Genomic DNA, 26,106 nt, shown 5'->3' with positions numbered 1-26,106 from the left:
ATGGCCTTCGATCTCGCCGCGCGGCTGGCCGAACGGCGTGCCGCGGACCTCTATCGGCAACGGCCGCTGCTGGAAAGCCCGCAAGTGCCGCAGGTGGTGGTCGATGGCCAGCCGCTGCTGGCCTTCTGCAGCAATGACTACCTGGGCCTGGCCAATCACCCCGAGGTGATCAAGGCCTGGCGCGATGGCGCCGAGCGCTGGGGTGTCGGCGGTGGCGCCTCGCACCTGGTGATCGGCCACAGCACGCCGCACCATGACGTTGAAGAAGCACTGGCCGAGTTGACCGGGCGCCCTCGCGCGTTGCTGTTTTCCACTGGCTACATGGCCAACCTCGGGGCCATCACCGCGCTGGTGGGGCAGGGCGACACAGTCTTGCAGGACCGCCTCAACCACGCTTCCCTGCTCGACGGCGGGCTGCTCAGTGGCGCCCGCTTCAGCCGCTATCTGCACAACGATCCGGCCAGCCTGGCCAGTCGCCTGGAGAAAGCCACCGGCAATACCCTGGTGGTCACCGATGGCGTGTTCAGCATGGATGGCGATTGCGCCGACCTGCCGGCCCTGGCCAAGGTCGCCTGCGGCCGTGGGGCATGGCTGATGGTCGACGATGCCCATGGCTTTGGGACCTTGGGCGCCAACGGCGGCGGCCTGGTCGAGCATTTCGGCCTGGGTGTCGATGACGTGCCGGTGCTGATCGGCACGCTGGGCAAGGCCTGTGGTACCGCCGGCGCCTTCGTTGCCGGCAGCGAGGATCTGATCGAGGCGCTGGTGCAGTTCGCCCGGCCCTACATCTACACCACCAGCCAGCCACCGGCATTGGCGTGCGCCACACTCAAGGCGCTGGAGCTGCTGCGTCGGGAGCGCTGGCGGCGCGAGCACCTGGCCGCGCTGATCCAGCAGTTCCGCACAGGCGCCGAGCAGATCGGCCTGACCCTGATGGACAGCCACACCGCGATCCAGCCGATCCTTATCGGCGATGCGGGGCGGGCGCTGGCATTGTCCCGCTTGTTGCGTGAACGCGGTCTGCTGGTCACGGCGATTCGCCCACCCACCGTACCCGCTGGCAGCGCCCGTCTGCGGGTGACCCTGAGCGCCGCCCACAGTGAGGCACAGGTGCAGCTATTGTTGAATGCATTGGCCGAGTGTTATCCACAGCTGGAGTCCGCCGATGCGTAACCGAATGATCCTTCTGCCCGGCTGGGGGCTGGGCACCGCCTCACTGGAGCCGCTGGCCGCCAGCCTGCGTGCCCAGGACCTGCGCCTGCAGGTCGAACTGATGCCGTTGCCGGACCTGGCCGACAGCGACCCGCTGGCCTGGGTCGACTACCTCGACCGCAAGCTGCCCAACGACGTGTGGCTTGGCGGCTGGTCGCTGGGTGGCATGCTCGCCAGCGCCCTGGCCCACAAGCGCGGCGATCATTGCTGCGGCTTGCTCACGCTGGCGAGCAATCCCAGCTTTGTCGCTCGGCCGGATTGGCCGCACGGGATGGCACCGGATACCTTCGGTACCTTCCTCGATGGCTGCCGCAGCCATACCCAGGTGACCCTCAAGCGCTTTCGCACCTTGTGCAGCGATGGCGCGCAGCAACCGCGCACCTTGCTGCGCCAACTGGGCGTCGGCGTGCCCGACACCGATCCGCTGTACCTGGCCACCGGTCTGGAGGTGCTGGCCAGCCTTGATACACGCGCTGCCCTGGAGCAATACGGCGGCCCGCAGCTGCACCTGTTCGCCGGCAGTGATGCGCTGGTGCCGGTGGAGGCTGCCAAGGCCCTGAGCGACCTGTTGCCCGACGTGGAAGTCGGCCTGGTCGAAGACAGTTCCCACGCCTTCCTGCTGGAGTACCCGCAGGAGCTGGCGGCGGGCATCAAGAGTTTCCTGCATGAGAGTGGCGATGACTGATCTTTCCCAGCCCACCTTGCCCGGTGCCCTGCCGGACAAGCGCCAGGTGGCGGCTTCGTTTTCCCGCGCCGCGGCCAGCTATGACAGTGTCGCGGCCTTGCAGCGCGCAGTAGGCATGGCGCTGTTGGAGAAACTGCCCGCAGGGCTCGTCCCTGCGCGCTGGCTGGACATGGGCAGTGGCACCGGCCATTTCAGCCGGGTCCTGGCCGAGCGCTTCAGCGATGCCGACGGTGTGGCGGTGGACATTGCCGAGGGCATGTTGCGCCATGCCCGTGAGCAAGGCGGCGCCCGGCACCATGTGACGGGTGACGCCGAGCGTCTGCCGTTGCGCGATGGCAGTGTCGATCTGCTGTTCAGCAGCCTGGCGGTGCAGTGGTGCGGCCAGTTCGCCAGCGTGCTGGGTGAGGCGCGGCGGGTGCTGCGCCCAGGCGGGGTGCTGGCATTCAGCAGCTTGTGCGTGGGCACCCTTGATGAGTTGCGTGCCAGCTGGCAAGCCGTCGATGGCATGGTGCACGTCAATCGCTTCCGGCGTTTCGAGGATTACCAGCGTCTATGCGGGGAAAGCGGTCTGGAGCTGATCGGCCTGGAGCGACGTCCCCATGTACTGCATTACCCCGACGTGCGCAGCCTGACCCACGAGCTCAAGGCACTGGGTGCGCACAACCTCAATCCGGGGCGCCCATCGGGGTTGACCGGACGTGCGCGGATGCAGGGCCTGTTGCAGGCCTATGAACAGTTCCGCCAGCCTCAGGGGCTGCCTGCCACCTATCAGGTGGTGTATGGCGTCTTGCGCAAACCGCTGGCCGGGGAGCAGTGACATGAGCCAGGCCTATTTCATTGCCGGCACCGACACCGATGTCGGCAAGACCACCATCGCCGCGGGTCTGCTGCATGCGGCGATGCAGTCGGGGCTGAGCACGTTGGCGGCCAAGCCGGTGGCATCCGGGTGCATGGTGACGCCCAGAGGGTTGCGCAACAGCGATGCCCTGGCATTGATTGACGAAAGCTCGGTCAAACTGCCCTATGAATCGGTCAACCCTTTCGCTTTCGAGCCGGCCATCGCTCCACACGTGGCGGCGCACGAGGCGGGGGTGGTGTTGAGCGTACCGGTGCTGCGTGATGCGATGCAGCAGGTGCTGGCGCAGCACGCCGACTTCACCTTGATCGAAGGGGCCGGCGGCTGGCGGGTGCCGTTGTCCGACCATGCCAACCTGTCAGACCTGGCCATTGCCCTGAAACTGCCGGTAATCCTGGTGGTAGGGGTGCGGTTGGGGTGCATCAACCACGCCTTGCTCAGCGCCGAGGCCATCGCCCGCGACGGCCTGCAACTGGCCGGTTGGGTGGCGAACATCGTCGATCCGCGGACATCGCGTCTGGAGGAGAACCTGTCGAGCCTGGCCGAGCGGCTGCCCGCACCATGCCTGGGGCGCGTGCCCTGGTTGAAGGTGGCGGGCGCGGCTGCGGTGGCCGAGCATTTGCACCTGGACCTGTTGGATTAGGCCTACTGTCTATCGGCTGGCACAAGGCTATTAGGGATTTCAACGGGCCTTTTTCCCGTTCTGCTGCTTTAATAAGGCCTGTTCATCATCCAGCGTCATGGAGTCCTGACATGGAAATCAATGCGAGCTCCGCCTACTACGCGGGCCTGGGTGCCATCCAGAACGGCCAGAACCGTGTCGACCAGGCCGCCCAGCAGATCGCCAGCGGCGCCGTCGAGCGTGGCACCAGCGGGCAGTCCACCGACTACCAGGCCGAGCGCCTGCGCGGCGTTGACCGCAGCCAGCAGATGGATCTGGCCACCAGCACCGTGCAACTGGCCCTGGGCAAGCACGAAGTCGAACTGGGTGCCAAAGTCGCCAAGGCTTCCGATGAAATGCTCGGTCGGTTCATCGACACCTACGCCTGACTCGCTGAACCCCATTCGCTTACTTCGCGGGGCAAGCCCGCTTCCATTCGTGGGAGCAGGCTTGCCCCGCGATGCGTTTGAGGGTGCTTGGCTGAATCATCATATTCGGCGGCATAAATGCCATTGTTAGCCCACCTTGACAGCGAGGCCTCCTAAACGTAAGTTTCAAACAACTGTTTGACCGAAAGCCGCCAAGAGCTGGTCGGTACCCGCGGTCTCCCTACCGAACTCATCACAGAGGTTCATCGCAATGCCTGATTACAAAGCCCCCTTGCGTGATATCCGCTTCGTCCGCGACGAACTGCTCGGCTATGAGGCGCATTATCAGAGCCTGCCGGGCTGCCAGGACGCCACGCCCGACATGGTCGACGCGATCCTGCAGGAAGGCGCGAAGTTCTGTGAAGAGGTACTGGCCCCGCTGAACCGCGTCGGCGACCTGGAAGGCTGCACCTGGAGCGAGGCGGGCGTGAAGACCCCGACCGGCTTCAAGGAAGCCTACCAGCAGTTCGTCGAAGGCGGCTGGCCGAGCCTGGCCCACGACGCCGAGCACGGCGGCCAGGGCCTGCCTGAGTCGCTGGGCCTGGCCCTGAGCGAAATGGTCGGTGAGTCGAACTGGTCGTGGGGCATGTACCCAGGCCTGTCCCATGGCGCGATGAACACCATCTCCGAGCACGGTACCCCCGAGCAGCAGGAGACCTACCTGACCAAACTGGTGTCCGGCGAATGGACCGGCACCATGTGCCTGACCGAACCGCACTGCGGCACCGACTTGGGCATGTTGCGCACCAAGGCCGAACCTCAGGCCGACGGCAGCTACAAAGTGTCCGGCACCAAGATCTTCATCTCGGCCGGTGAGCACGACATGGCCGACAACATCGTGCACATCGTCCTGGCCCGCCTGCCCGACGCACCGGCCGGCACCAAGGGCATCTCGCTGTTCATCGTGCCGAAGTTCCTGCCCAACGCCGAAGGTGGCGCGGGCGAGCGCAACGGCGTGAGCTGCGGCTCGCTCGAGCACAAGATGGGCATCCACGGCAACGCCACCTGCGTGATGAACTTCGACAGCGCCACCGGCTACCTGATCGGCCCCGCCAACAAGGGCCTGAACTGCATGTTCACCTTCATGAACACTGCTCGCCTGGGTACCGCGCTGCAAGGCCTGGCCCACGCCGAAGTGGCATTCCAGGGCGGCCTGAAATATGCCCGCGATCGCCTGCAGATGCGCTCGCTGACCGGCCCGAAAGCACCGGAAAAAGCCGCTGACCCGATTATCGTCCACCCGGACGTGCGCCGCATGCTGCTGACCATGAAGGCCTTCGCCGAAGGCAACCGCGCCATGGTCTACTTCACCGCCAAGCAGGTGGACATCGTCAAGTACAGCCAGGACGAGGACGAGCGCAAGAAGGCCGACGCGCTGCTGGCCTTCCTGACCCCGATTGCCAAGGCGTTCATGACCGAAGTCGGTTTCGAGTCTGCCAACCACGGCGTGCAGATCTACGGCGGCCACGGCTTCATCGCCGAGTGGGGCATGGAGCAGAACGTGCGCGACAGCCGTATTTCCATGCTGTACGAAGGCACCACCGGCATCCAGGCGCTCGACCTGCTCGGCCGCAAGGTGCTGATGACCCAGGGCGAGGCGCTCAAGGGCTTCACCAAGATCGTTCACAAGTTCTGCCAATCCCAGGAAGGCAACGCCGCCACCAAGGAGTTCGTCGAGCCACTGGCCGCGATCAACAAGGAGTGGGGCGAGCTGACCATGAAGATCGGCATGGCCGCGATGAAGGACCGCGAGGAAGTGGGTGCCGCTTCGGTGGACTACCTGATGTACTCCGGCTATGCGTGCCTGGCCTACTTCTGGGCCGACATCGCCCGCCTGGCAGCCGAGAAACTGGCGGCCGGCACCAGCGAAGAGGCGTTCTACACCGCCAAGCTGCAGACTGCGCGCTTCTACTTCCAGCGCATCCTGCCGCGTACCCGCAGCCACGTTGCGGCGATTCTGTCTGGCGCCGACAACCTCATGGCGATGAAGGAAGAAGACTTCGGTCTGTCCATCTAAGCTCGCCGGTTGTAAGAAAACCGCCTGCCCTTACCGGTAGGCGGTTTTTTTTGCCTCTTTTTTGCAGTCTACGCCTGCCCTTGCAGGAGCGGCCTTGTGTAAACAAACAGGAATAATCCTACCGGGTGTCGCATCCAGTAACGAGAAAGTCTCAAGCTTCGCCCCTGATCTGCCGTTAAAGCGGGCATCTGTATTCATCTATTCATGTGCACTGCCGATGAAGTAGGGGCACAATGCCATTATTGATCTGCCGGGTCGGAGATTACCCTTGTTTCGTCTATCCGCTGTACGCGCGAGCCACTTCCTGCCTTCGCTGATTCTGTTGCTGGCAGGGCTTGCGGCAGCCTATGTAAGGGACCTCAGCGTCTTCTTCACATCGCTGTTCAACGTTCTACCCACCTTGGTGCTTTTGCTGGGTGGCGCCTACTGCGCCGTATACCGCCGCCAGCGCGAGCTGTTCCTGATGGTCACGGTCTACATCGCCTATTTCCTGCTCGATACCCAGACCGACTTCTATCGCGACAATGGCCGGGTCCGCGAGGATGCCGCGGTGATCTTCCACCTGGTCTGTCTGCTGCTACCCGCGCTGTTCGGCCTGTACGGTGCGTGGCAGGAACGCACGCACCTGGCCCAGGACCTGCTGGCCCGCTTCGCCGTGCTGTTCGCCGTGAGCAGCGTGGCGGTGGCCCTGGAGCAGAGCTTCCCAGAGGCCCTGCTGGGCTGGTTGGCCGAGATCCGCTGGCCCTCGCTGCATGGCCAGTGGATGAGCCTCATCCAGTTGGCCTATCCGCTGTTCCTGGCGGTGTTCATCCTGCTGGTGGTGCAGTACCTGCGTGAGCCCAGGCCGTTGCATGCCGCGCAGATCATTGGCCTTATCGGCATCTTCTGGATGCTGCCCAAGACCTTCATCCTGCCGTTCACCCTGAACATCATGTGCAGCCAGGTGATGCTGATGATCGCCGCCGCGGTATCCCACGAGGCCTACCAGATGGCCTTCCGCGACGAGCTGACCGGCCTGCCGGGGCGGCGCGCCCTGAACGAGCGCATGCAGCGCCTGGGGCGCAACTATGTGATCGCCATGACCGACGTTGACCACTTCAAGAAATTCAACGACACCCATGGTCACGATGTCGGCGACCAGGTGTTGCGCCTGGTCGCCAGCCGCTTGTCCAAGGTGACCGGGGGCGGGCGTGCCTACCGTTACGGTGGCGAGGAATTCGCCCTGGTGTTCGCCGGCAAGACCGCCGAAGAATGCCTGCCGCACCTGGAGGCGGTGCGCGAGATGATCGCCAACTATGCGATCCAGTTGCGCGACCAGAACAGCCGCCCGCAGGATGACTCCACCGGTCGCCAGCGCCGTGGCGGAGGAGCCAACACCACGGTATCGGTAACTATCAGCATCGGCGTCGCCGAGCGCCAGGTCGAGCACCGCAACCCCGAGGAAGTGCTCAAGTCCGCCGACCAGGCGCTGTACAGCGCCAAGGGCGCGGGGCGTAACTGCGTCATGACGTTCGGTCAGCAGTCGCGGCGTGGGGCCGTGCGCATGGCGAGTTAGGGCGTGACTATGCCTGACTATTCGGTCGCATGATGACCCTATGTCTCGTAAAAGTTGTTCGGTTACACTGCGTTCATCCCAGTGCCGCGGCCCTCACGGGCCGCCCCGACCCTTATAGCGAGAGGTTGTCATGGCTGAATATAAAGCGCCCCTGCGCGATATGCGCTTCGTCCTCAATGAAGTCTTCGACGTGGCCACGCTCTGGTCGCAACTGCCCGGCCTTGCCGAGGCAGTCGATGCCGACACGGCGATGGCCGTGCTGGAGGAGGCGGGCAAGGTCACCGGCAAGACCATCGCGCCGCTGAGCCGTGCCGCCGATGAAGAGGGCTGCCACTGGGACAACGGCTCGGTGCGCACCCCGGAGGGCTTCATCGAGGCATACAACACTTATGCCGAAGGGGGCTGGGTCGGCGTTGGCGGAGATCCGCTCTTCGGTGGCATGGGCATGCCCAAGGTCGTCTCGGCCCAGGTCGAGGAAATGGTCAATGCCTCGAGCCTGGCCTTCGGCCTGTACCCGATGCTGACCGCCGGCGCCTGCCTGTCGATCAACGCCCACGCCAGTGAAGCGCTCAAGGAAAAGTACCTGCCGAACATGTACTCGGGTGTCTGGGCCGGCTCCATGTGCCTCACCGAGCCCCACGCCGGTACCGACCTGGGTATTATCCGCACCAAGGCCGAGCCCCAGACTGATGGCAGCTATAAGGTCAGCGGCACCAAGATCTTCATCACCGGCGGCGAGCACGATCTCACCGAGAACATCATCCATCTGGTACTGGCCAAGCTGCCGGATGCACCGGCAGGCCCGAAAGGCATCTCGCTGTTCCTGGTACCCAAGTTCCTGGTCAACGAAGATGGCAGCCTCGGCGCACGCAACCCGGCCACTTGCGGCTCGATCGAGCACAAGATGGGCATCCAGGGCTCGGCCACCTGCGTGATGAACTTCGACGAAGCGGTCGGCTATATCGTCGGCGAGCCGAACAAGGGCCTGGCGGCCATGTTCACCATGATGAACTACGAGCGCCTGGGTGTCGGCATCCAGGGCCTGGCCTCGGCCGAGCGTTCCTACCAGAATGCCGTGGAATACGCCCGTGACCGTCTGCAGAGCCGCGCCCCGACCGGTCCGCAGGCCAAGGACAAGGTGGCTGACCCGATCATCGTCCACCCGGACGTGCGGCGCATGTTGCTGACCATGAAGGCGCTGACCGAAGGCGGCCGGGCATTCTCCACCTATGTGGCGATGCAGCTCGACAGCGCCAAGTACAGCGAAGACCCCACCACCCGCAAGCGCAGCGAAGAGCTGGTGGCGCTGCTGACCCCGGTGGCCAAGGCCTTCCTCACCGACCTGGGCCTGGAGTGCACCGTGCATGGCCAGCAGGTCTTCGGCGGGCATGGCTACATCCGCGAATGGGGCCAGGAGCAACTGGTGCGCGATGTGCGCATCACCCAGATCTACGAAGGCACCAACGGTATCCAGGCACTGGACTTGGTCGGCCGTAAGGTGGTGGCCAGCGGTGGCGCCTACTACAAGCTGTTCGCCGACGAGATCCGCCAGTTCATCGCCGCCAATGTTGCTGATCTTGGCGAGTTCACCAAGCCCCTGGCAGCCTCCCTGGACCAGCTCGATGAGCTGACCAACTGGGTGCTGGACCAGGCCAAGGGCAACCCCAATGAGATCGGCGCGGCTTCGGTCGAGTACCTGCACGCATTCGGTTATGTCGCCTATGCCTACATGTGGGCGCTGATGGCGCGTGCCGCCAAGGCCGGCGAAGGGGATACTGATTTCTACGGCGCCAAGCTGGGCACGGCACGGTTCTACTTTGCCCGTCTGCTTCCGCGAGTTCATTCGCTGGCAGCGTCGGTAAAGGCCGGTAGCGAGTCGCTGTACCTGCTGGACGCCGCGCAATTCTGATCCCGCCGAGCTGCCTGGCAGCCCTATTGCGGTATGAGGTCGCCCCCGCACCGGATAAATTTCCGGCTGCGGGGGCGGCCTTTTTGTTTGGTCGGCGGCGCATGTTTATGAATGGACCTCTTTTGTAAGCTTTGGCTTACACGACGTGGTGACGTTTCGCCTCTTTCCTAAGATTGGATCCACGGTTACTCTTTCTTACATGGACGTAGCGCAGGACGCGCAATGGACAGAGCAGGACGCCTTACAAGGAAGTTGCGCAGGAAGCGCGAAAAGATAGAACAGGGACAAGAAGGATTTCCTGCCAGGATGGCGGGGTGATAAGGATGTCGAAGGGAAACAGTCTGGAAAACCCCGCTTAGGCGGGGTTTTCTTTGTGCGCGTGTTTCAGCCAAGCACGTCCAGCGGCGATATCCCCAGTTGGCGTGGGTCGGCCTCTTCCTCCAGCAAGCTGCGCAGCAGCTCGACCGAGGCCTGTTGACGTTGCGCGTCACGGAACACCAAGCCTACTTTCAGCGGAATACGTGGCTCGCTGAGGGGCTTCCACAGCAGCTCCTGGTCGTCCTGCGCGGCATCCTTGGCCCGGCCCGGCAGGATGGTCACCAGCGCCGTGTGCGCCAGGCTGTCGAGGATCCCCGCCATGTTGTTCATCTCGGCCTGCACCTGCGGCCTGCGCCCTTGGCTGGCCAGCTGCGCCTTCCAGATCTGGCGGATCTGGAACTCCTCGCCAAGCATCAACATCGGCAACTCGGCCGCCTGACGGATCGAGACCTTCTTGAAGTCTTTCAAGGGGTGGGTACGGGGGATGACCAACTGCAGTTCATCTTCGTACAGCAGCAAGCCGTGCAGCCCTGGCTGGCGTGGTGGCAGGTAGCTGATGCCGATGTCCAGGCTACCGTTGAGCAGGCGCCGTTCGATCTCCGACCCCGACAGTTCATAGATCTGTACCACCAGGTGCGGTTGGGCTTTGCGCACCCGCTCCAGGAGTTGCGGTACCAGACTTGGCCGTACGGTCTGCAGCACGCCGATGGCCAGGGTGCGCAGCGACTGGCCCTTGAAATTGCCCATGGCCTCGTGGGCCCGTTGCAGGCCATCGAGCAAGGGTACGGCGTGGTTGTACAGGGTATGCGCGGCGAGTGTGGGCAGCAGGCGTTTGTTGCTGCGTTCGAACAGGCTCAGGTCGAGGCTGTGCTCCAGCTGGCGAATCTGCTGCGACAGCGCTGGCTGGGACAGCGACAGGCGTTCGGCGGCGCGGCCCACATGGCCTTCTTCATAGACCGCGACGAAGTAACGCAGTTGGCGAAAATCCATAAGTGATACTTATCGAAAAAGCTGAGAAAACGAAATGGCCACGAAACGACCAGAAGCCTAGTCTATCGCCGTATTCCAACGGGTTACAGCGCTTATCCCGGCGATTGTTACCCCAGCTGAAAAACACTTTTGATAGGCAAGGCAGAATATTCAATTCCGGCGCCAGACCGGAACCTTGACCGCCCACCACCGTGATTGGCCGGAGTCCAGATGAACCTGTTCAACCTGCGCCGTTCGGCACCCGCCGTCGCCGAGCCCGAGCGTGCCTCGGTGAGCGTGCCGGCCGCCGCGCAGTGCTCCCGCGAGCGGCTGATGCCCAGCATCGAACGTGCGCCGCACGTGTTTGTGCGAGGCCAGGGGTCGTGGTTGTGGGACGACGAGGGTCACGCCTACCTGGACTTCACCCAGGGTTGCGCGGTGAACAGCCTGGGTCACAGCCCGAGCGTGCTGGTCAAGGCCCTGGGCGATCAGGCCCAGGCCTTGATCAATCCTGGCGCGGGCTACCACAGCCGCGGCCTGCTGAACCTGGTCGAGCTGCTGTGCCAGCGCACCGGCAGTGATCAGGCCTACCTGCTCAACAGTGGCGCCGAGGCCTGCGAGGGTGCGATCAAGCTGGCGCGCAAATGGGGCCAGCTGCACCGCAACGGCGCCTATCACATCATTACCGCGAGCCAAGGCTGCCATGGTCGCACGCTCGGGGCGTTGTCGGCGTCCGACCCGCTGCCATGCAACCGTTGCGAGCCCGGCTTGCCGGGCTTCAGCAAGGTGCCGTTCAACGACTTGGCGGCGCTGCATGCGGCGGTCGACTCGCGCACCGTGGCGATCATGCTCGAGCCGATACAGGGTGAGGCCGGCGTGATCCCGGCCACCCGTGAGTACCTCCAGGGTGTCGAGCGGTTGTGCCGTGAGCTGGGCATTCTGCTGATCCTCGATGAGGTGCAGACCGGTGTAGGACGTTGCGGCGCCCTGTTGGCAGAAGAAACCTACGGCGTGCGGGCCGACATCATCACCCTCGGCAAAGGCCTGGGCGGCGGTGTGCCGTTGGCCGCGCTGCTGGCCCGCGGGCGTGCCTGCTGCGCCGAGCCGGGCGAGCTGGAAGGCAGCCACCATGGCAACGCACTGATGAGCGCTGCCGGGCTGGCTGTGCTGCAGGCCGTGCTGGAGACGGGGTTCTTCGAGCAGGTGATGGACAGTGGTCGCCACCTGCGCGATGGCCTCAGCCGCCTGGCTGGTCGCTACGGCCAGGGCGAAGTGCGCGGCCAGGGGCTGTTGTGGGGGCTGCAACTACGTGAGGGAGCCGCGGCGCAGCTGGTCGAGGCTGCGTTGCAGGAAGGCTTGCTGCTCAATGCGCCGCAGGCCGACGTGGTGCGCTTCTCGCCGGCATTGACCGTGAGCAAGGGCAACATCGACGAGATGCTCTTGCGTCTGGCCCGGGCGTTCACCCGGCTGCATGCCCAGCAGCACAATCGCCGTGAAGTGCCGGCCTGACCCGGCAGCCGACGTACAGAATTTCAACGAACCGTCTCGCGTTCCTGCGCATCGCCTCTGGTCTGAAATACATGGCCAGGGGCGTTTTTTTGCCCGGTGGAACCTCCGGCAGGTACGGCTAGTCTGTGTTGATACACCTTCAAGGAGCACACCGCATGGACTTCATCCGCATCATCATCGCCATCCTCCTGCCGCCGCTGGGCGTTTTCCTCCAGGTAGGATTCGGTGGCGCGTTCTGGCTGAACATCCTGCTGACCTTGCTGGGTTACATCCCCGGGATCGTGCACGCGGTGTACATCATTGCCAAGCGCTGAATACTGGGGCTGCGTAGCAGCCCCAGGTGAGTTACCGGCCTAGCAACCGGCAGTAGAACTTCCACTCTTCGTCGAGCGCATGCGCCAGATTCGCCGCCTGGCGGAACCCATGCCGCTCGCCCGCATAAAAATGCCCCTCGGCTTGGATGCCATTGGCCTGTAGGGCCTCGAGCATCAAGCGTGTCTGCTCCGGTACCACCACCGCATCCAGCTCACCCTGGAAGAAAATCACCGGTACCTTGATCCGCCCGGCGTGCAGCAATGGTGTGCGCTGGCGATATCGCTCGGCATCGCGTTGCGGGTCGCCGATCAGCCAGCCCAGGTAGTCGCCTTCGAACTTGTGGGTGGCCCGGCCCAGCGCCTCGGGGTCGCTGACGCCGTACAGGCTGGCGCCGCCACGGAACACATCCTGGAAGGCCAAGGCGCACAGGGTGGTGTAGCCGCCGGCGCTGCCACCGCGGATGAAGGCCTGGGCCGGGTCGATCAAGCCCTGCTCGGCAAGATGCCTGACCGCAGCGCAAGCGTCCTCGACGTCGCATTCGCCCCAACGCAGGTGCAGCGCCTGGCGGTAGGCGCGACCGTAGCCGCTGCTGCCTCGGTAGTTGAGGTCGGCCACGGCGAAGCCGCGTTGGGTCCAGTACTGGATGCGCGGGTCGAGCACCGGGTAGCAGGCCGAGGTCGGGCCGCCATGGATGAACACAACCAGTGGGGGGAGGCCGGCCGTACCTTGCATGGCCGGATAGAAGAAACCGTGGGCCGAGCCATCGCCACTGGCATAGTGGATCGGCTGCGGGCGGCTGATGTATTCCACCGGCAGCACCTCGGCGCCGCCTGCCAGTATCTCGACTTCGTGGCTGCGCCGGTCGATGGCGATCACCGCCGGTGGGCTGATCGGCGAGGCGGCCACTGCATAGATGCGCTCGTTGTCCAAGGCCAGGCTACGGAACCGTGTGTAAGCACTGGCATAACGCTCCACTTCGCCAGTGTCACGGCGCAACCCCAGTTGCCCGAAGCCGTTCTCGAACCAGCTGGCCAGGTAGCTGGTGGGGCCGAGGGCCAGCCAGGTGCTGGCGCCCAGTTGCCAGGGCGCGGTGGCATGATCGGCGGCCGCTGCGGGGAGGCGTTGCCAGCCCCCGTCGAGTTCGCCCCAAGGCTGCCAGAAACCCTCGCGGTCGGACAGGCAGTGCAAGCGGCCCTGCTCATCGAAGCGCGGCTGCTGCAACGATTCGTCCTGCGCGGCGATGCAGCGTGCCGTTCCCCAGGCACCGGACGGGGCGCGCTCGCGACACATCAGCCGGGTAACGGTCCAGGGTTGCGCCGGGCGGTCCCATTCGATCCAGGCCAGGCGGCAGCCATCTTGGCTCAGCGTTGGCGAGGCGTAGAAGTCGGCGCCTTCGGCCAGGACTTCCCGATGACCCGCCGCGAGGCTGACCAGGCGATGCTCGACCTGTTGGGCATGGCGTTCCTCGATGGCCAGCACCTGGCCGGCATGCCACTGGACATCGCCGTAGCGACAATCGCCGGCGTGGCTGAGCGGACGCGGGGGGCTGCCGTCGAAACCCTGGGTGTAGACCTGCTGGTCCTGTTCGTTGACGAACACCAGCCCGTCGCCACCGAGGCAAAAGCTGCCGCCGCCGTATTCATAGACCCGGCTGCGCACACTGTAGCCGTCCGGAGTCAGGCAGCGAGCCTGGTGGTCGAGCCAATGCCAGATGCGGCAGGCGCCATCGGCGGGCCGGAACTCGTTCCAGAACACACCCTGTTCGCCGACCTTCAGCTCGGCGAAATCGGTCCCGGCGGCCACCGCCTGGGTGGCGCTGAACTCAGCCGCGGGCAATGACATGGGAGTTGCGCTCGTTGCGGAAGGTCATCTGTTCAATCTCCAACGTGGCGTGCTCGGCTTCCTCGCGGGCCTTGAGGATGATGCCGTGGTCCGGTGACTTGGCGCACACCGGGTCGGCCTTGCTGGCATCGCCAGTGAGCATGAAGGCCTGGCAGCGGCAGCCGCCGAAGTCCTTTTCCTTTTCGTCGCACGAGCGGCACGGCTCGGGCATCCAGTCATAGCCTCGGAAGCGGTTGAAGCCGAACGAGTCGTACCAGATGTGGCGCAGGTCATGGTCGCGCACATTGGGGAACTGCACCGGCAGCTGGCGCGCGCCATGGCAGGGCAGGGCGGTGCCGTCCGGGGTGATGGTCAGGAACAGGCTGCCCCAGCCATTCATGCAGGCCTTGGGGCGCTCTTCGTAGTAGTCGGGGGTGACGAAGATCAGCTTGCACGGGCTGCCTTCGGCCTTGAGCTTGTCGCGGTACTCATTGGTGATGCGCTCGGCCCGTTCCAGCTGGGCGCGGGTCGGCAGCAGGCCAAGTCGGTTGAGGTGCGCCCAGCCGTAGAACTGGCAGGTGGCCAGCTCCACGAAGTCGGCCTCAAGGGCGATGCACAGCTCGATGATGCGGTCGATCCGGTCGATGTTGTGCCGATGGGTGACGAAGTTGAGCACCATCGGGTAGCCGTGGGCCTTCACCGCCCGGGCCATCTCCAGCTTCTGCGCGAAGGCCTTTTTCGAGCCGGCCAGGAGGTTGTTTACCTGCTCGTCGCTGGCCTGGAAGCTGATCTGGATATGGTCCAGCCCGGCCTGTTTGAAGGCGGCGATCTTCTGTTCGGTCAGGCCGATGCCGGAGGTGATCAGGTTGGTGTAGTAGCCCAGGCGCCGAGCTTCAGCGATCAGTTCGGCAAGGTCCTGGCGCACCAGCGGCTCGCCGCCGGAAAAACCAATCTGCGCGGCGCCCATCTCGCGGGCTTCGGCCATTACCTTGAACCACTGCTCGGTGCTCAGCTCCTTGCCTTGCTCGGCGAAATCCAGTGGGTTGGAGCAGTACGGGCACTGCAAAGGGCAGCGGTAGGTGAGCTCGGCCAGCAGCCACAAGGGCAGGCCGACCGGCACCTCAGGCGAGGGTGATCCAGTGTTCGGCACGGGCCACCTCCATGAATTGCTCGATGTCGTCGGCGACTTCGGGCACATCGGGGAATTGCTGTTGCAGCTCGCCGATGATCGCGGCGACGCTGCGCTGGCCATCGATCAGCCCGCCGATCAGGCCGGCGCTGTCGTTGAGCTTGATCATCCCTTCGGGGTACAGCAGCACATGGCCCTTTTGCGCGGGCTCGTACTGGAAACGATAGCCGGGGCGCCAGGCGGGCACCTGTTGACGGTCGAAACTCATAGGGCGATCCCCTTGTGCCAGACCCGCTCTGCGGTGACGCTGTGGTACGGCGGGCGGTTCAGTTCATAGGCCATGCTCATGGCGTCGAGCATGCTCCACAGGATATCCAGCTTGAATTGCAGGATCTCCAGCATGCGCTCCTGCCCTTCGCGGGTGGTGTAGTGCTGCAGGGTGATCGCCAGGCCATGCTCCACGTCACGCCGGGCCTGGCCGAGGCGGGTGCGGAAGTATTCGTAGCCGGCCGGGTCGATCCAGGGGTAGTGCTGCGGCCAGCTGTCCAGGCGCGACTGGTGGATCTGCGGGGCGAACAGCTCGGTCAGCGAGCTGCTGGCGGCCTCCTGCCAGCTGGCGCGGCGGGCGAAATTGACGTAGGCGTCCACGGCAAAGCGCACGCCGGGCAGCACCAGCTCCTGGCTGCGCAGTTGCTCGGGGTCCAGGCCCACGGCCTGGCCCAGGCGCAGCCAGGCTTCGATACCGCCATCCTCGCCGGGCGCGCCATCGTGGTCGAGCAGGCGCTGGATCCACTCGCGGCGCACTTCGCGGTCCGGGCAGTTGGCCAGGATCGCCGCATCCTTCATCGGGATGTTCACCTGGTAGTAGAAGCGGTTGGCCACCCAGCCCTGGATCTGCTCGCGGCTGGCGCGGCCTTCATACATCGCCACGTGGTAGGGGTGATGGATGTGGTAGTAGGCGCCCTTGGCGCGCAGGGCCTGCTCGAACTCGGCAGGGGACATCGGCGTTGCGTCGCTCACAGGGCCTCCTTACAGCTCGATACTCATGCCATCAAAGGCGACTTCCACGCCCCGGCGCTGTACTTCGGCGCGTTCCGGCGAGTCTTCGTCGAGGATCGGGTTGGTGTTGTTGATGTGGATAAGCACCTTGCGCTGACGTGGGAAGCCGTCCAGCACCTCGAGCATGCCGCCCGCGCCATTCTGCGCCAGGTGACCCATCTCGCGGCCGGTGCGGGTACCGACGCCGCGGCGCTGCATTTCATCATCCTCCCACAGGGTGCCGTCGACCAGCAGGCAGTCGGCGCCATGCATCATCTCCAGCAGCTTGGCGTCGACCTGGCCCAGGCCCGGCGCGTAGAACAACTTGCCGCCGGTGCGGGTGTCCTCCACCAGCAGCCCGAGGTTGTCGCCGGGGTGCGGGTCGAAACGGTGCGGCGAGTAGGGCGGCGCGGCGCTGCGCAGCGGGAAGGGAGTGAAGCGCAGGTTCGGACAGGCATCGATGACAAAGCTGCCATCAAGCTCGATGCGGTTCCACACCAGCCCGCCGTTCCAGTGGCTGAGCATGTTGAACAGCGGGAAGCCGGTGCTCAGGTCCTGGTGGACCATGTCGGTGCACCACACCTGGTGCGGGCAGCCTTCGCGCAGGCTGAGCAGGCCGGTGGTGTGATCGATCTGGCTGTCGAGCAGGACAATTGCATCGATACCGGTGTCACGCAGGGCCCGGGCCGGCTGCATCGGCGCGAAGGCCTGGAGCTGGGCGCGGATGTCCGGCGAGGCGTTGCACAGGATCCAGTGCTCGCCGTCGTCGGACAGGGCGATGGACGACTGGGTACGTGCCGTGGCGCGCAGGGTGCCGTCGCGGTAGCCCTTGCAGTTGACGCAGTTGCAGTTCCACTGGGGGAAGCCGCCACCGGCGGCGGAACCGAGAATCTGGATGTACATGCGCGCCCTCGTAAACGCTGATCCAAAAAACGACAACGCCCCGGCGGGCCGAGGCGTCGTAACGCACTGCCGCTTAGCGGTTGGCGAAGTACATGGTCACTTCGAAGCCGATACGCAGGTCAGTGTATGCAGGTTTGGTCCACATGGGTTTGCTCCTTCCGGATGGGGTTTGAGGTGGTCGGTTCATTATTGGGTTCTCCCAGGGACGAGAGGTTCCATTGGCCGAGATTGCGCTATCTTACAAGAAAAAATTGTACCGAAAGGTTAATTATTCGAAATGCGCCCTTGCACCAGCGGTAACAATCACCGCTGACGTCACCGCCATTTGGCGTCCGGCGCGGCGGCATTGGCCAGGCACAGCCAACCGTGACTGGCGTCGATGAGTTGCTGCAGCAGTTCGTCCAACTGAACTTGCTCGACATTTAGAATAGACCGGCGCATGCGGGGCAGGTCCGGATTGTGTGTCGCCATATGTGCCTGCCAGGCCCATTGCGCGACATCGGCATTGCTCATCGCGGTTTCGTCGAATTGATCGGCGAGCTGGGTACGGGCAGCGTCGTTCAGCGTGGCGCCTTGGCGCAGCAGATTCAGCAGGTGGCCAAGGATCTCTGCGTGGCTGGCGTGCGGCGATTGCACGCCGAACAGGAGCCCGCCGTAGCCTTCGATCTGACGAAAGGCGCTGAACACCGCATAACCCAGTTGTAGCTCGACGCGCAGGCGTTGATAGACCGGGCCCTGCAACAGCTGGGCGAGCAGGCGGCCGGCAGGGTGCAGGCGCGCAGGCAATGGGCAGAACAGCAACAGTGCGTGCTCGCTGCCCGTAGTCGGGATCTGCCGCCAGTGGCGCTCGTGGATCGGACGTGGCGCTGAAGGCTCGGCAGGTTGGCCCATGAGGCTTTGCAGTACCGTTCCCAGCGCCCCCTGTTGCGCCGCGTCGAATCCTTGCGCCAATCCTTGCCACCGGGCCTGTCGCCAGAGTGAATCGAGCTGCGGCTGGTCCGGCGTGCAGGCCTGCAGTGGTTGTATTGCGCCCATCAGCAAGGTGTCTGGCAGTGCCTTGAGCAGGGTGCGGATCGGTATCAAGGGTGCTTCGGCTGCCGCTGGCGCGTGCCAATGCTCCCTGGCGGGCGAACGCAGCAACGCAAGCGCCTCCTGCGTGGCGTTGATCACGGCCAGGGGATGCCCCGCCAGGCGCAACTGCCAGTACTCGCCGCAGGCCTCGAAGCCCAGTTGCAATGCCGCCTGCGTGGCACGCTCGCGCAACGGTCGAAGGCTGTGCTCGAGAACGGGCCACAGGCGTTGGCGCAGAGGTGACAAAATCTGCCAGCGCAGATCCAGCGCCGCGAACTGGCGTGCTGGCGGCAGGCAGTCGCCGATACCGAGCGCGGCTGGCAATACGCTGCCGATCATTGGCAGTGCGTCTGCCAGCAGTACTTCTTCGGGAGGGAGCTGCCAGTCTCCTGCCGCCGTGGATGGCAGGTCGGCCAGCAGTGCATCGAAGGCGGCCAGGCCTTGGGCCGACAGGCCGCTGAACGGCCGCCCGGCGCTGTCGCGCTGGGCCAGTTCGAGCGCGCTACCAGCTTGTTCCCGGCGTTGCTGCAGTTGCGTGAAGCGCAGGTTCAGCTGCCCAGGATCCTGCTGCCGTAGAAAACCCAGCCAGCCATGCAGCAGCGCCCAGGCCTCGGCCAGGCAGGCTTCGTCCGCCAGCTGCAACTGAACATGCCAGAGCAGCTGCCCGGCATGGGCGTAAAGTTGTTGCGCCTTGCAGTCCTGCAGCCAGCCGCGCTTGCGCAAGGCATCCAGCCAACCACCAGGCCGGCTGTCGGTGAGCTGGGCCAGTAACAATTCAAGCGCCTGTTCCGCGCCTTCCGGCACGCTGTCATGGGCGAACAGCCAGTCATGACGGGCACCCCATGCGGTTGGCTGGCGCAAAGGCGCTTCGAGCAAGGCGGGCGGTCGGTCCCGGACGGTGCCGGCGCCCTGGGTGAACAGCTCGCCGTATCGTCTGCCCAGTTGTGCCAGCTCATCCAGCGGTTGCGGGCCGACCAGGCTCAGGGTGAGCTGCCCGCCCTGGTAGTGGCGTTGATGGAACTGCCTCAGCCCTTGTTGGAAGGCGGGGCTTTCCAGCGGCAAGCTATAGCGGTTGCCGGCATGGAAAGCGCTCAGCGGATGGCGCGCCGACACCGATTGCAACAGGGTGAACTGGCGTTGGGCTTCGGGGTTGCGCGACCAGGCGATGAACTCGGCATGGATCACCTCGCGTTCGCGGCGCTGGCTCTCGATGGCAAAGTCCGGCTCGGCGAGCATCTGGCACAGGCGCTCCAGCCCGCCGGCCAGCGCCGCGGGCGGCACTTCGAAGAAGAAGTCGGTGGTGCGCTCGCGGGTGCTGGCGTTGACCTGGCCACCCAGGCTTTGGACGTAGCGCATCAGGCCGTCGTCCAACGGAAAACGCGTATTACCGAGGAAGAACAGGTGTTCGAGAAAGTGCGCCAGGCCCCGCCAGCGCGCTGCTGCGTCGTGGCTGCCGGCATGCACCCGCAGCGCTGCGGCCGCGCGCTTGAGGCGTGGCGCGTGGCGCAGGGTCAGGTGCAGGCCGTTGGCGAGGGTGAGGTGGCGAATGGTGTCGGACATGACGCCATGCTAGCGCGCAATGCCGAGGTTGTCTGTTCTGGCCCTGCGGCTGTCAATTCAGGTCCCGACGCAGGTCCGCCAAGTAGGGAAACGCTTCCCGCCCTTTCAATACCCGCTCGCGTTGCAGATCGGCCAGCAACAGTCCTTCCTCGTGGTCGGCCATCGCCAGTACATCGCCGTCCGGCCCGATGATGCTGCTCTGCCCGCAATACTGGATCTCGCCCTCTCTGCCGCGGTAGTTGGCGTATACCAGGTAGCACTGGTTCTCCTGCGCCCGCGAGCGCACGGTCACCTGGCAGACGAAGTCGTAGGGCGCCATGTTTGCCGTCGGCACCAGGATCAGCTCGGCGCCTTTCAGCGCCAGGCGCCGGGCGTTCTCCGGGAACTCGATGTCGTAGCAGATCAGCATGCCGACCTTCCAGCCCTCCAGCTCGACGACCGGGAAGTGATCGCCGCCCGGGCTGAACATCGAGCGGTCCAGCTCACCGAACAGGTGGGTCTTGCGGTAGTTGCACAGGCTGCGGCCATGGGCGTCGATCAGTTGCACGCTGTTGTAGATCGCCCCGTCCTCGGCCCGCTCGGGGTAGCCATAGACGATGGCGATGCGGTGCGCCTGGGCAATCTCGACGACGCTCATCGCCGAGGGGCCGTCCTCGGCCTCGGCCAGGCGTTCCACCTGGTCCAGGCCGATGTTGTAGCCGCTGAGGAACATCTCCGGGCACACCAGCAACTGCGCGCCGCGGGCAGCGGCAAGCTGGGCCTGGTGCTGCAGGCGCTCGAGGTTGCCGGGCACGTCCAATGGCTTTGGCGTGCCCTGGTACAGGGCGATGCGCATGGCGCTACTCCTTCGCTCAGTCGGCCAGGGCGATCGGACCGATCTCGTGGAACACATCGCCCGGGCCGGGGTTGTCCGGGTGGGTCTGGCCACCGAAGTGGTTGATAATACCCCACACGGCATTGAGCGACGTCTGCACCGCGCCTTCCACCCAGGCCGGGGTCCACGATACGTCGTCACCGGCGATGAAGATGCCGCGCTGCTCGGCGGGCATGTCGGCCTGCATGAAGTGCGCGTACATGCGCTGGTTGTAGCGGTAGTGGCCCGGCAGCGCGCCCTTGAAGGCACCGAGGAAGTGCGGGTCGGCCTCCCACGAGATGGTGATCGGATCGCCGATGATATGCCCGGCGATATCGGTCTTGGGGTAGATCTTCTTCAGCGCGTCGAGAGCCAGTTGCACGCGCTTTTCGGTCGGATGCGGCAGCATCTTCAGGGCGTCGCTCATCCAGGCGTAGGACAGGCAGATCACCCCCGGCTTGTCGTCGCCGTTGTCGAACAGGTAGGTGCCGCGGGTCAGGCGGTCGGTGAGGGTCATGCTCATCAGGTCGCGACCGGTCTGCGGGTCCTTGTCCTTCCAGAACGGGCGATCGACCATGACGAAGGTCTTCGACGACTGCATGTAGCGGGTGCGGTCCAGGGCCATCCACATTTTCTGCGAGAACAGCGACTCTTCGCAGTCGATCTGGGTGGTCAGCAGCCAGCTCTGGCAGGTGGTGAGCACAGCAGCGTAGTGGCGCACGTCACCGTAGTTGTCGGTGACCGCCAGGCGCCCATCGCTGGCGCGGGCGATGCGCTTGACCCCGGTGCGCGGCGCGCCGCCATGCAGCGTACTGAGGCTGGTGCCCGCCGGCCAGTGGGCGCAGCGCTCCGGTACATGGCGCCAGATGCCTTGTGGCACCTGCTCGACGCCGCCGACCACCAGATGCTGGTGGTCGTCGCAGTTGGTCATCACCACGCGGAAGATTTCCAGCATCGAGTTGGGGAAGTCCGAGTCCCAGCCGCCGGTGCCGAAGCCCACCTGGCCGAACACCTCGCGGTGCTGGAAGCTCAGCTTGGCGAACGAGCGCGAGGTGGCGACGAAGTCATAGAAAGTGCGGTCGTCCCACAGCGGCACCAGCTTGTTCCACAGGTCTTTCAGGCGCGGTACGTCGCGGTCGCGAATGGCCTGCTGAATGTCGGCGAACTGCGCGCCGCTCTCCAGGGCGTCGGCCCAGGCGTCGGCCACTTCGTGGAACAGCTGCGGCAGGTCGGCGTACTTCTCGGCGTAGTAGGTTTGGCCTTCCAGGTCGATCACCGTACTCCCTGAGGCCGGCGTCAGCGGGTTGGGGAAGGGCTTGGTCTCCAGGCCCAGCTTGTCGACGTAGTGGTAGAAGGCGGTGGACGACACCGGGAAACGCATGCCGCCCAGTTCGGCGACGATGCCGTCGGTGCCGTTGAACACCTGCGAACGCAGCCTGCCACCCAGTTTGGAAGCTTCGTACACCACGGGCTTGAGGCCCAGCTTCATCAACTCGTAGGCCGCCACCAGCCCAGCAATACCGCCACCGACGATCGCCACTTCTTCGCCATGGCGCGCCTCGGGAATGCTGCCCAGGCCGGCCGGGTGCTCCAGCCAGTCGTCGAAGGCGAAGGGAAAGTCCGGGCCGAAGATGGTGATGGGTTTCTTGCCGTCGGCGGGGTGGCGGTTTTTCTTGTTCATGTAATGACCTTGCCAGGGGCTGCGCAGGGGGCGGAGCCTGATTATAGAGAATGCCGGGTGGCCATTTTATGAAGTGGGGTGTTCGTTATTAAGGTGAAAATTGACGTCGTTATGTAATTTTTTTCGTCTTGATGATTGATATTTATTAAAAAATGACGAATCAGCTCAATGATGCCAGGTGCTCGACGGTTTCAGGGTACTTCTGCACCAGCCGGATCAGTGCCACGGCCTGGGCGTTGGGCTTGGAACGGCCTTGCTCCCAGCTCTCCAGGGTGCGGGCGTTGGTGCGCAGGTACGCGGCAAACACCGCCCGGGACATGTTCAGGCGCTGGCGCAGTTCGGTCAGTTCATTGGGGGCCAGTGGGGCCAGTTCCTCGAAGGCTACCTTGTGCGAACGCAGGGTCAGTTTGCCGGCGCGCTCATCGGCAAGGGCGTCGAAACCTTCGGTGAGTTCAGTGAAGATGTTGCGTGGCATTGGTGGCTCCTGCTTTTCAGGTGCACCATAATGCCACTTCTATACGTGATTTACGTATAGAGCATTACTTTCAAGTTGTTTCACTTGGCGGGTTTCCAAGTCCTGAGGCGAGATGCATCCCTCGCCCAGCACCATGCCCCCGAGGCGGGGCGGGCGATGATCTGGTCGATCCTGCATTCGGCGGAAACGGTACGGGCGCTGCTGGAAGGGCTGCTCGACGCGATGGAGGCCTGAGGGGCCGTTGCCGCAGTCAGCCTGGCTGCCCGCGGTCCACCTTGCTGCTGAGGATGATCGACGTGGTGGTCTTTTCCACCCCGTCGAGGCTGCCGATCAGGTCGAGCAACTGGTCCAGCTGCTCCGGTGAGTCGCTGAGCAGCCAGGCGACATAGTCGAATTCGCCACTGACCGCGCACAACTGCTGGACCTGCCCCATGGCGCTCAGGTGGCGAACGATGTCCTTGCCCGAGCGCGGCTGCGCCTTGATCCCCACGTACGCCTGCAGGCCGCCGCCGATCAGGCGCTGCCCCAGGCGCACGCCATAGCCGGTGATCACCTTGTTGCGTTCCAGGCGTTCGAGGCGCGAGTTCACCGTGGTACGGGCGATCCCCAGTTGGCGGGCGAGCGTGGCGACGCTTTCGCGGGCGTTGATCTGCAACAGGGAGATCAACTGGCGATCGATGGCGTCGAGGGTGATGGAGGAGGTGGCCGGCATGGTAGGTCTCTTTTGTCGAGCTGCTAGCCTATGCAAGCGCGACCGATTCGCGCAAGGCGCCCAGGGCTGGCATTACGTTGGCAAGGCGGTACGATAGCGGGCCGCTGCCGCTCGGCAGCCTGGACCATGGCAGGAGTGATTGACCCATGAAGTTCAAGGACTGGTACTGGCGGCGATGGATTCGCCAACACGGTTGCAAGGTGAGCACGGGCATTTCCAAGTTCGGCAAGCGCGCCAGGCTGGCGCTCGAGACCGAGGTGCGCATCGGCGATGTGGCGGTCAGCGCCGCCACCCTGGATGTCTCGATCGGGGCTCACACCTATATCCGCAGCGGCGGCTCGCTGCAGGTGGTCGAATCGATCGGGCGCTACTGCTCCATCGGCAGCGCGGTGGTCATCGGCCAGGAAAAATACGCTCATCCCACCGACTGGCTGAGTTCCCACCCTTTCCAGTTCACCGGCACCCAGTGGCAATACGAGCCATCGAGCACGCCGGCACGCATTGGCCATGACGTGTGGATCGGCGAAGGCGCGATGATCATGGAGGGCGTCGAAGTGGGCACGGGCGCGATTGTCGCCACTCGCGCCCTGGTGACTCGGGACGTGCCGCCCTATGCCGTGGTGGCGGGCTTTCCAGCCAAGGTCGTGCGTTATCGATACCCGGAAGAGATGATCGAGCGTCTGCTCGCATCGCGCTGGTGGGAGCGCGATACCCGGCAGTTGCTGGAGCTGCCGCTGCACGACCCTGCCGCCTGTCTTGACCGGATCAGCGGGCTCGGTGAGGCAAGTTACGCGAGGATCGAGATTTCGCGGCGTGGCTGCAAGGTGCTGGCGTCGGCTTGAATGGCCGAAAGACGTTTACGACCGGGGCTGCTGCGCAGCCCTGATCGGATTTGATCAACGTGACGCGCTGGTCTGCGCCGTGGCGCAAGGTGACTTCAGGCCAGCAGTCATGCTCTCCACGTTGTCGAGCATCTGGTTGCCTTTGTTGACCTTCTGCGCGTTCTCCGCAAGCTGCATGCGCTGGTCATAAGTGGCCGAGGTGCCATTCATGCTGTTCCTGGTTTCGAGCACGGAGTTGGCGATGCTGAGCAGGCTGCGGCCGGTGGAGATCAGGTTGTCGGTCGTACTGGGCGTGCAGGGTGCGTTGCCGCCGGCCATCTGACTGGGCTGCTGGCCCTGGTTGTAGGAGCCGGGTGCCACGCAACCTGCGAGCGTGGCCAGCATCGGTACAACGAGCAGGGCCCCAAGCGTTCCTTGGATGTTCATGTGACGTTCCCTCGATCACTGGGCTCCGACCCGGTGCCGAAGCGATGGAAGGATTCTAGAAACGCGGCCGTGATGGCGAAATAGAACGGGTGTGCTAAAGGCACTTTGCCGCTGCCTTGCCTGCGGAAGATCTGCCTTTTTCGAGAAAGCACCGCTTACATTTCTTGGGGTGAGCAGCGTGCGGCGCAGTGGTACTGTTCGGTGCAACCATTGCACTCTATACTCGACAATGCCTACCATCCAAAGACTGTCCGATTGTTCGATATGCATGTACGCAGCTGACCATCCGCCCCCTCATTTTCACGTGCGCTTCAGTGACGGCCGTCAGGCGGTGATCGCCATCGAGGAACTGGTACCGCTGACTGGATTAGGCGGTGCGCGTGTTTCCAGACGTGCCTTGAGTGAGGTGCTTGGCTGGGCATCAGCCAACAAAGTCCAACTGCTTGCCAAGTGGAAGGAGTTGAATCCATGACCAGTAAGCATTTTTTGCTGACCGATGTTGTCGTTGCAGCTCCCAGCAGCTTGTTGCTGAGTTATGCGGATGGCGAACAGTTGGTGGTCAATCTCGATGAGATCATCGCTCGGCATCCGACTTTGCAAGCACTGAGCGATCCGAAGGTTTTTGCCACTGCGGCACTCGGAGAGTGGAGAGACAGTGTTACCTGGATGGATGACGATAACCTTGAACTGGCGTCGGATAATTTGCGCGCGCGCGCTCTGGAGCAAGCTGGCGAATGCTCCCACGAAGTTATCCTCGATTGGATGGCGAAGCACGGCCTCACACTTGACAGCGCAGCGCAGGAGCTGGGGTTGAGCAGGCGGATGCTGGCCTATTACCGTAGTGGCGCAAAGCCTGTGCCGCGCACAGTCGCACTTGCCATGAAGGGATGGGAAAGGCTGGAGGTTGAAAGGGACAGTGCTGGATCAGTGCCAGCCTGTAATCCCATCAAGTTAAAAATTAAGCAGTTGGGTAAAGGGGCTGATCCATCTTCAAGTCCACCCAGAAAACGAGCCTGACACCTCTCAGAGGCAGTACGTAAAAAGCCGCGCAAATGCGCGGCTTTTTTGTCTGGTGGGCCCACACGGACTCGAACCGTGGACCAAAGGATTATGAGTCCTCTGCTCTAACCAACTGAGCTATAGGCCCTCAGCAGGAGCGCT

The 26,106-nt window shown here is 64.2% G+C and carries 27 protein-coding genes and 1 tRNA gene; 14 read left to right on the top strand and 14 right to left on the bottom strand.

Annotated features, from left to right (window positions below; translation table 11 throughout):
• The 8 genes from bioF to AC3WL2_RS06535 all read left to right on the top strand — a co-directional run bounded on the left by bioF (position 1) and on the right by AC3WL2_RS06535 (position 9,323).
• Positions 1–1,173 carry an 8-amino-7-oxononanoate synthase gene (bioF, locus tag AC3WL2_RS06570; RefSeq protein WP_102681898.1) on the top strand — a complete coding sequence of 391 codons (1,173 nt, stop codon included), beginning with the start codon at positions 1–3 and terminating at the stop codon, positions 1,171–1,173.
• The gene (locus tag AC3WL2_RS06565; protein WP_102681899.1) at positions 1,166–1,897 is read left to right on the top strand and encodes an alpha/beta fold hydrolase; all 732 of its coding nucleotides are present in this window, start codon (positions 1,166–1,168) and stop codon (positions 1,895–1,897) included. Before bioF ends, AC3WL2_RS06565 begins: the two co-directional genes overlap by 8 nt.
• Complete coding sequence (bioC, locus tag AC3WL2_RS06560) at positions 1,890–2,714, top strand: malonyl-ACP O-methyltransferase BioC (protein ID WP_102681900.1); 825 nt, start codon at positions 1,890–1,892, stop codon at positions 2,712–2,714. The genes AC3WL2_RS06565 and bioC overlap by 8 nt, the downstream gene beginning before the upstream one ends.
• Position 2,715: 1 nt before the next feature.
• Complete coding sequence (gene bioD, locus AC3WL2_RS06555; RefSeq protein ID WP_102681901.1) at positions 2,716–3,396, top strand: dethiobiotin synthase; 681 nt, start codon at positions 2,716–2,718, stop codon at positions 3,394–3,396.
• A 110-nt stretch (positions 3,397–3,506) separates the two neighbouring features.
• Complete coding sequence (locus AC3WL2_RS06550; RefSeq protein ID WP_102681902.1) at positions 3,507–3,803, top strand: pyrroloquinoline quinone biosynthesis protein PqqE; 297 nt, start codon at positions 3,507–3,509, stop codon at positions 3,801–3,803.
• A gap of 250 nt (positions 3,804–4,053) precedes the next feature.
• Positions 4,054–5,859: a phenylacyl-CoA dehydrogenase gene (locus tag AC3WL2_RS06545; RefSeq protein WP_102681903.1), complete on the top strand. Its 1,806-nt coding sequence runs from the start codon at positions 4,054–4,056 to the stop codon at positions 5,857–5,859.
• A 268-nt stretch (positions 5,860–6,127) separates the two neighbouring features.
• A complete protein-coding gene (locus tag AC3WL2_RS06540) occupies positions 6,128–7,414 on the top strand; it encodes a GGDEF domain-containing protein (RefSeq protein ID WP_102681904.1) in 1,287 nt (428 codons plus the stop codon).
• 130 nt (positions 7,415–7,544) lie between these two features.
• On the top strand, positions 7,545–9,323 hold the full coding sequence (locus AC3WL2_RS06535) for an acyl-CoA dehydrogenase C-terminal domain-containing protein (RefSeq protein ID WP_102681905.1): 1,779 nt from the start codon (positions 7,545–7,547) through the stop codon (positions 9,321–9,323).
• A gap of 384 nt (positions 9,324–9,707) precedes the next feature.
• Here the strand turns inward: AC3WL2_RS06535 and AC3WL2_RS06530 are convergent, their stop codons facing one another.
• Positions 9,708–10,631 carry a LysR family transcriptional regulator gene (locus AC3WL2_RS06530; protein ID WP_102681906.1) on the bottom strand — a complete coding sequence of 308 codons (924 nt, stop codon included), beginning with the start codon at positions 10,629–10,631 and terminating at the stop codon, positions 9,708–9,710.
• 210 nt (positions 10,632–10,841) lie between these two features.
• On the opposite strand from AC3WL2_RS06530, the gene AC3WL2_RS06525 reads away from it, so the two are divergent.
• On the top strand, positions 10,842–12,119 hold the full coding sequence (locus tag AC3WL2_RS06525) for an aspartate aminotransferase family protein (RefSeq protein WP_102681907.1): 1,278 nt from the start codon (positions 10,842–10,844) through the stop codon (positions 12,117–12,119).
• Positions 12,120–12,274: 155 nt separating this feature from the next.
• Positions 12,275–12,433 (top strand): YqaE/Pmp3 family membrane protein, encoded by a 159-nt coding sequence (locus AC3WL2_RS06520; RefSeq protein WP_003177654.1) that lies wholly within the window; start codon positions 12,275–12,277, stop codon positions 12,431–12,433.
• A gap of 31 nt (positions 12,434–12,464) precedes the next feature.
• Here the strand turns inward: AC3WL2_RS06520 and AC3WL2_RS06515 are convergent, their stop codons facing one another.
• The 10 genes from AC3WL2_RS06515 to AC3WL2_RS06470 all read right to left on the bottom strand — a co-directional run bounded on the left by AC3WL2_RS06515 (position 12,465) and on the right by AC3WL2_RS06470 (position 22,965).
• Positions 12,465–14,276 carry a S9 family peptidase gene (locus AC3WL2_RS06515; protein WP_102681908.1) on the bottom strand — a complete coding sequence of 604 codons (1,812 nt, stop codon included), beginning with the start codon at positions 14,274–14,276 and terminating at the stop codon, positions 12,465–12,467.
• Positions 14,257–15,405: a pyrroloquinoline quinone biosynthesis protein PqqE gene (gene pqqE, locus AC3WL2_RS06510; protein WP_102681909.1), complete on the bottom strand. Its 1,149-nt coding sequence runs from the start codon at positions 15,403–15,405 to the stop codon at positions 14,257–14,259. Before pqqE ends, AC3WL2_RS06515 begins: the two co-directional genes overlap by 20 nt.
• Positions 15,377–15,652: a pyrroloquinoline quinone biosynthesis peptide chaperone PqqD gene (gene pqqD / locus AC3WL2_RS06505; protein ID WP_102681910.1), complete on the bottom strand. Its 276-nt coding sequence runs from the start codon at positions 15,650–15,652 to the stop codon at positions 15,377–15,379. Before pqqD ends, pqqE begins: the two co-directional genes overlap by 29 nt.
• Entirely contained in the window at positions 15,649–16,386 is a 738-nt protein-coding gene (gene pqqC, locus AC3WL2_RS06500; RefSeq protein ID WP_173862413.1) for a pyrroloquinoline-quinone synthase PqqC, read from the bottom strand. Before pqqC ends, pqqD begins: the two co-directional genes overlap by 4 nt.
• A 27-nt stretch (positions 16,387–16,413) precedes the next feature.
• The gene (gene pqqB, locus AC3WL2_RS06495; RefSeq protein ID WP_102681912.1) at positions 16,414–17,325 is read right to left on the bottom strand and encodes a pyrroloquinoline quinone biosynthesis protein PqqB; all 912 of its coding nucleotides are present in this window, start codon (positions 17,323–17,325) and stop codon (positions 16,414–16,416) included.
• Positions 17,326–17,398: 73 nt separating this feature from the next.
• Positions 17,399–17,470: a pyrroloquinoline quinone precursor peptide PqqA gene (pqqA, locus tag AC3WL2_RS06490; RefSeq protein WP_003243383.1), complete on the bottom strand. Its 72-nt coding sequence runs from the start codon at positions 17,468–17,470 to the stop codon at positions 17,399–17,401.
• A 170-nt stretch (positions 17,471–17,640) separates the two neighbouring features.
• Positions 17,641–19,956 carry a pyrroloquinoline quinone biosynthesis protein PqqF gene (pqqF, locus tag AC3WL2_RS06485; RefSeq protein WP_102681913.1) on the bottom strand — a complete coding sequence of 772 codons (2,316 nt, stop codon included), beginning with the start codon at positions 19,954–19,956 and terminating at the stop codon, positions 17,641–17,643.
• Between the two features lie 52 nt (positions 19,957–20,008).
• Positions 20,009–20,791, bottom strand: a complete 783-nt coding sequence (locus tag AC3WL2_RS06480; protein ID WP_102681914.1) for a carbon-nitrogen hydrolase family protein — start codon at positions 20,789–20,791, stop codon at positions 20,009–20,011.
• A 16-nt stretch (positions 20,792–20,807) separates the two neighbouring features.
• Positions 20,808–22,490, bottom strand: a complete 1,683-nt coding sequence (locus tag AC3WL2_RS06475) for a flavin monoamine oxidase family protein (protein ID WP_102681915.1) — start codon at positions 22,488–22,490, stop codon at positions 20,808–20,810.
• Positions 22,491–22,650: 160 nt separating this feature from the next.
• A complete protein-coding gene (locus tag AC3WL2_RS06470) occupies positions 22,651–22,965 on the bottom strand; it encodes a helix-turn-helix domain-containing protein (protein ID WP_023630006.1) in 315 nt (104 codons plus the stop codon).
• An 84-nt stretch (positions 22,966–23,049) separates the two neighbouring features.
• Between AC3WL2_RS06470 and AC3WL2_RS06465 the strand changes: the two genes are divergently transcribed.
• A complete protein-coding gene (locus AC3WL2_RS06465; protein WP_158247492.1) occupies positions 23,050–23,199 on the top strand; it encodes a hypothetical protein in 150 nt (49 codons plus the stop codon).
• 16 nt (positions 23,200–23,215) lie between these two features.
• Here AC3WL2_RS06465 and AC3WL2_RS06460 read toward each other — a convergent pair whose 3' ends face one another.
• Positions 23,216–23,677 (bottom strand): Lrp/AsnC family transcriptional regulator, encoded by a 462-nt coding sequence (locus tag AC3WL2_RS06460; RefSeq protein ID WP_094011516.1) that lies wholly within the window; start codon positions 23,675–23,677, stop codon positions 23,216–23,218.
• A gap of 146 nt (positions 23,678–23,823) precedes the next feature.
• Here AC3WL2_RS06460 and AC3WL2_RS06455 point away from each other — a divergent pair, with 146 nt between their 5' ends.
• Positions 23,824–24,519, top strand: a complete 696-nt coding sequence (locus AC3WL2_RS06455) for a CatB-related O-acetyltransferase (RefSeq protein ID WP_102681916.1) — start codon at positions 23,824–23,826, stop codon at positions 24,517–24,519.
• 54 nt (positions 24,520–24,573) lie between these two features.
• On the opposite strand, the gene AC3WL2_RS06450 is transcribed toward AC3WL2_RS06455, so the two are convergent.
• Positions 24,574–24,945, bottom strand: coding sequence for a hypothetical protein (locus tag AC3WL2_RS06450; RefSeq protein WP_102681917.1), 372 nt, complete (start codon positions 24,943–24,945; stop codon positions 24,574–24,576).
• A gap of 229 nt (positions 24,946–25,174) precedes the next feature.
• Here AC3WL2_RS06450 and AC3WL2_RS06445 point away from each other — a divergent pair, with 229 nt between their 5' ends.
• Both AC3WL2_RS06445 and AC3WL2_RS06440 read left to right on the top strand, forming a co-directional pair.
• Entirely contained in the window at positions 25,175–25,417 is a 243-nt protein-coding gene (locus AC3WL2_RS06445) for a DUF4160 domain-containing protein (RefSeq protein WP_102681918.1), read from the top strand.
• Entirely contained in the window at positions 25,414–25,962 is a 549-nt protein-coding gene (locus AC3WL2_RS06440) for a DUF2442 domain-containing protein (RefSeq protein WP_173862412.1), read from the top strand. Before AC3WL2_RS06445 ends, AC3WL2_RS06440 begins: the two co-directional genes overlap by 4 nt.
• Before the next feature lie 53 nt (positions 25,963–26,015).
• On the opposite strand, the gene AC3WL2_RS06435 is transcribed toward AC3WL2_RS06440, so the two are convergent.
• Positions 26,016–26,092: transfer RNA gene (locus tag AC3WL2_RS06435), tRNA-Ile, on the bottom strand.
• Positions 26,093–26,106 lie beyond the last annotated feature (14 nt).

The sequence above is a fragment of the Pseudomonas sp. FW305-96 genome, from assembly GCF_058783825.1.
Note: the sequence above shows the minus strand (reverse complement) of the source record. Positions and strands in the feature narration are given on the sequence as shown.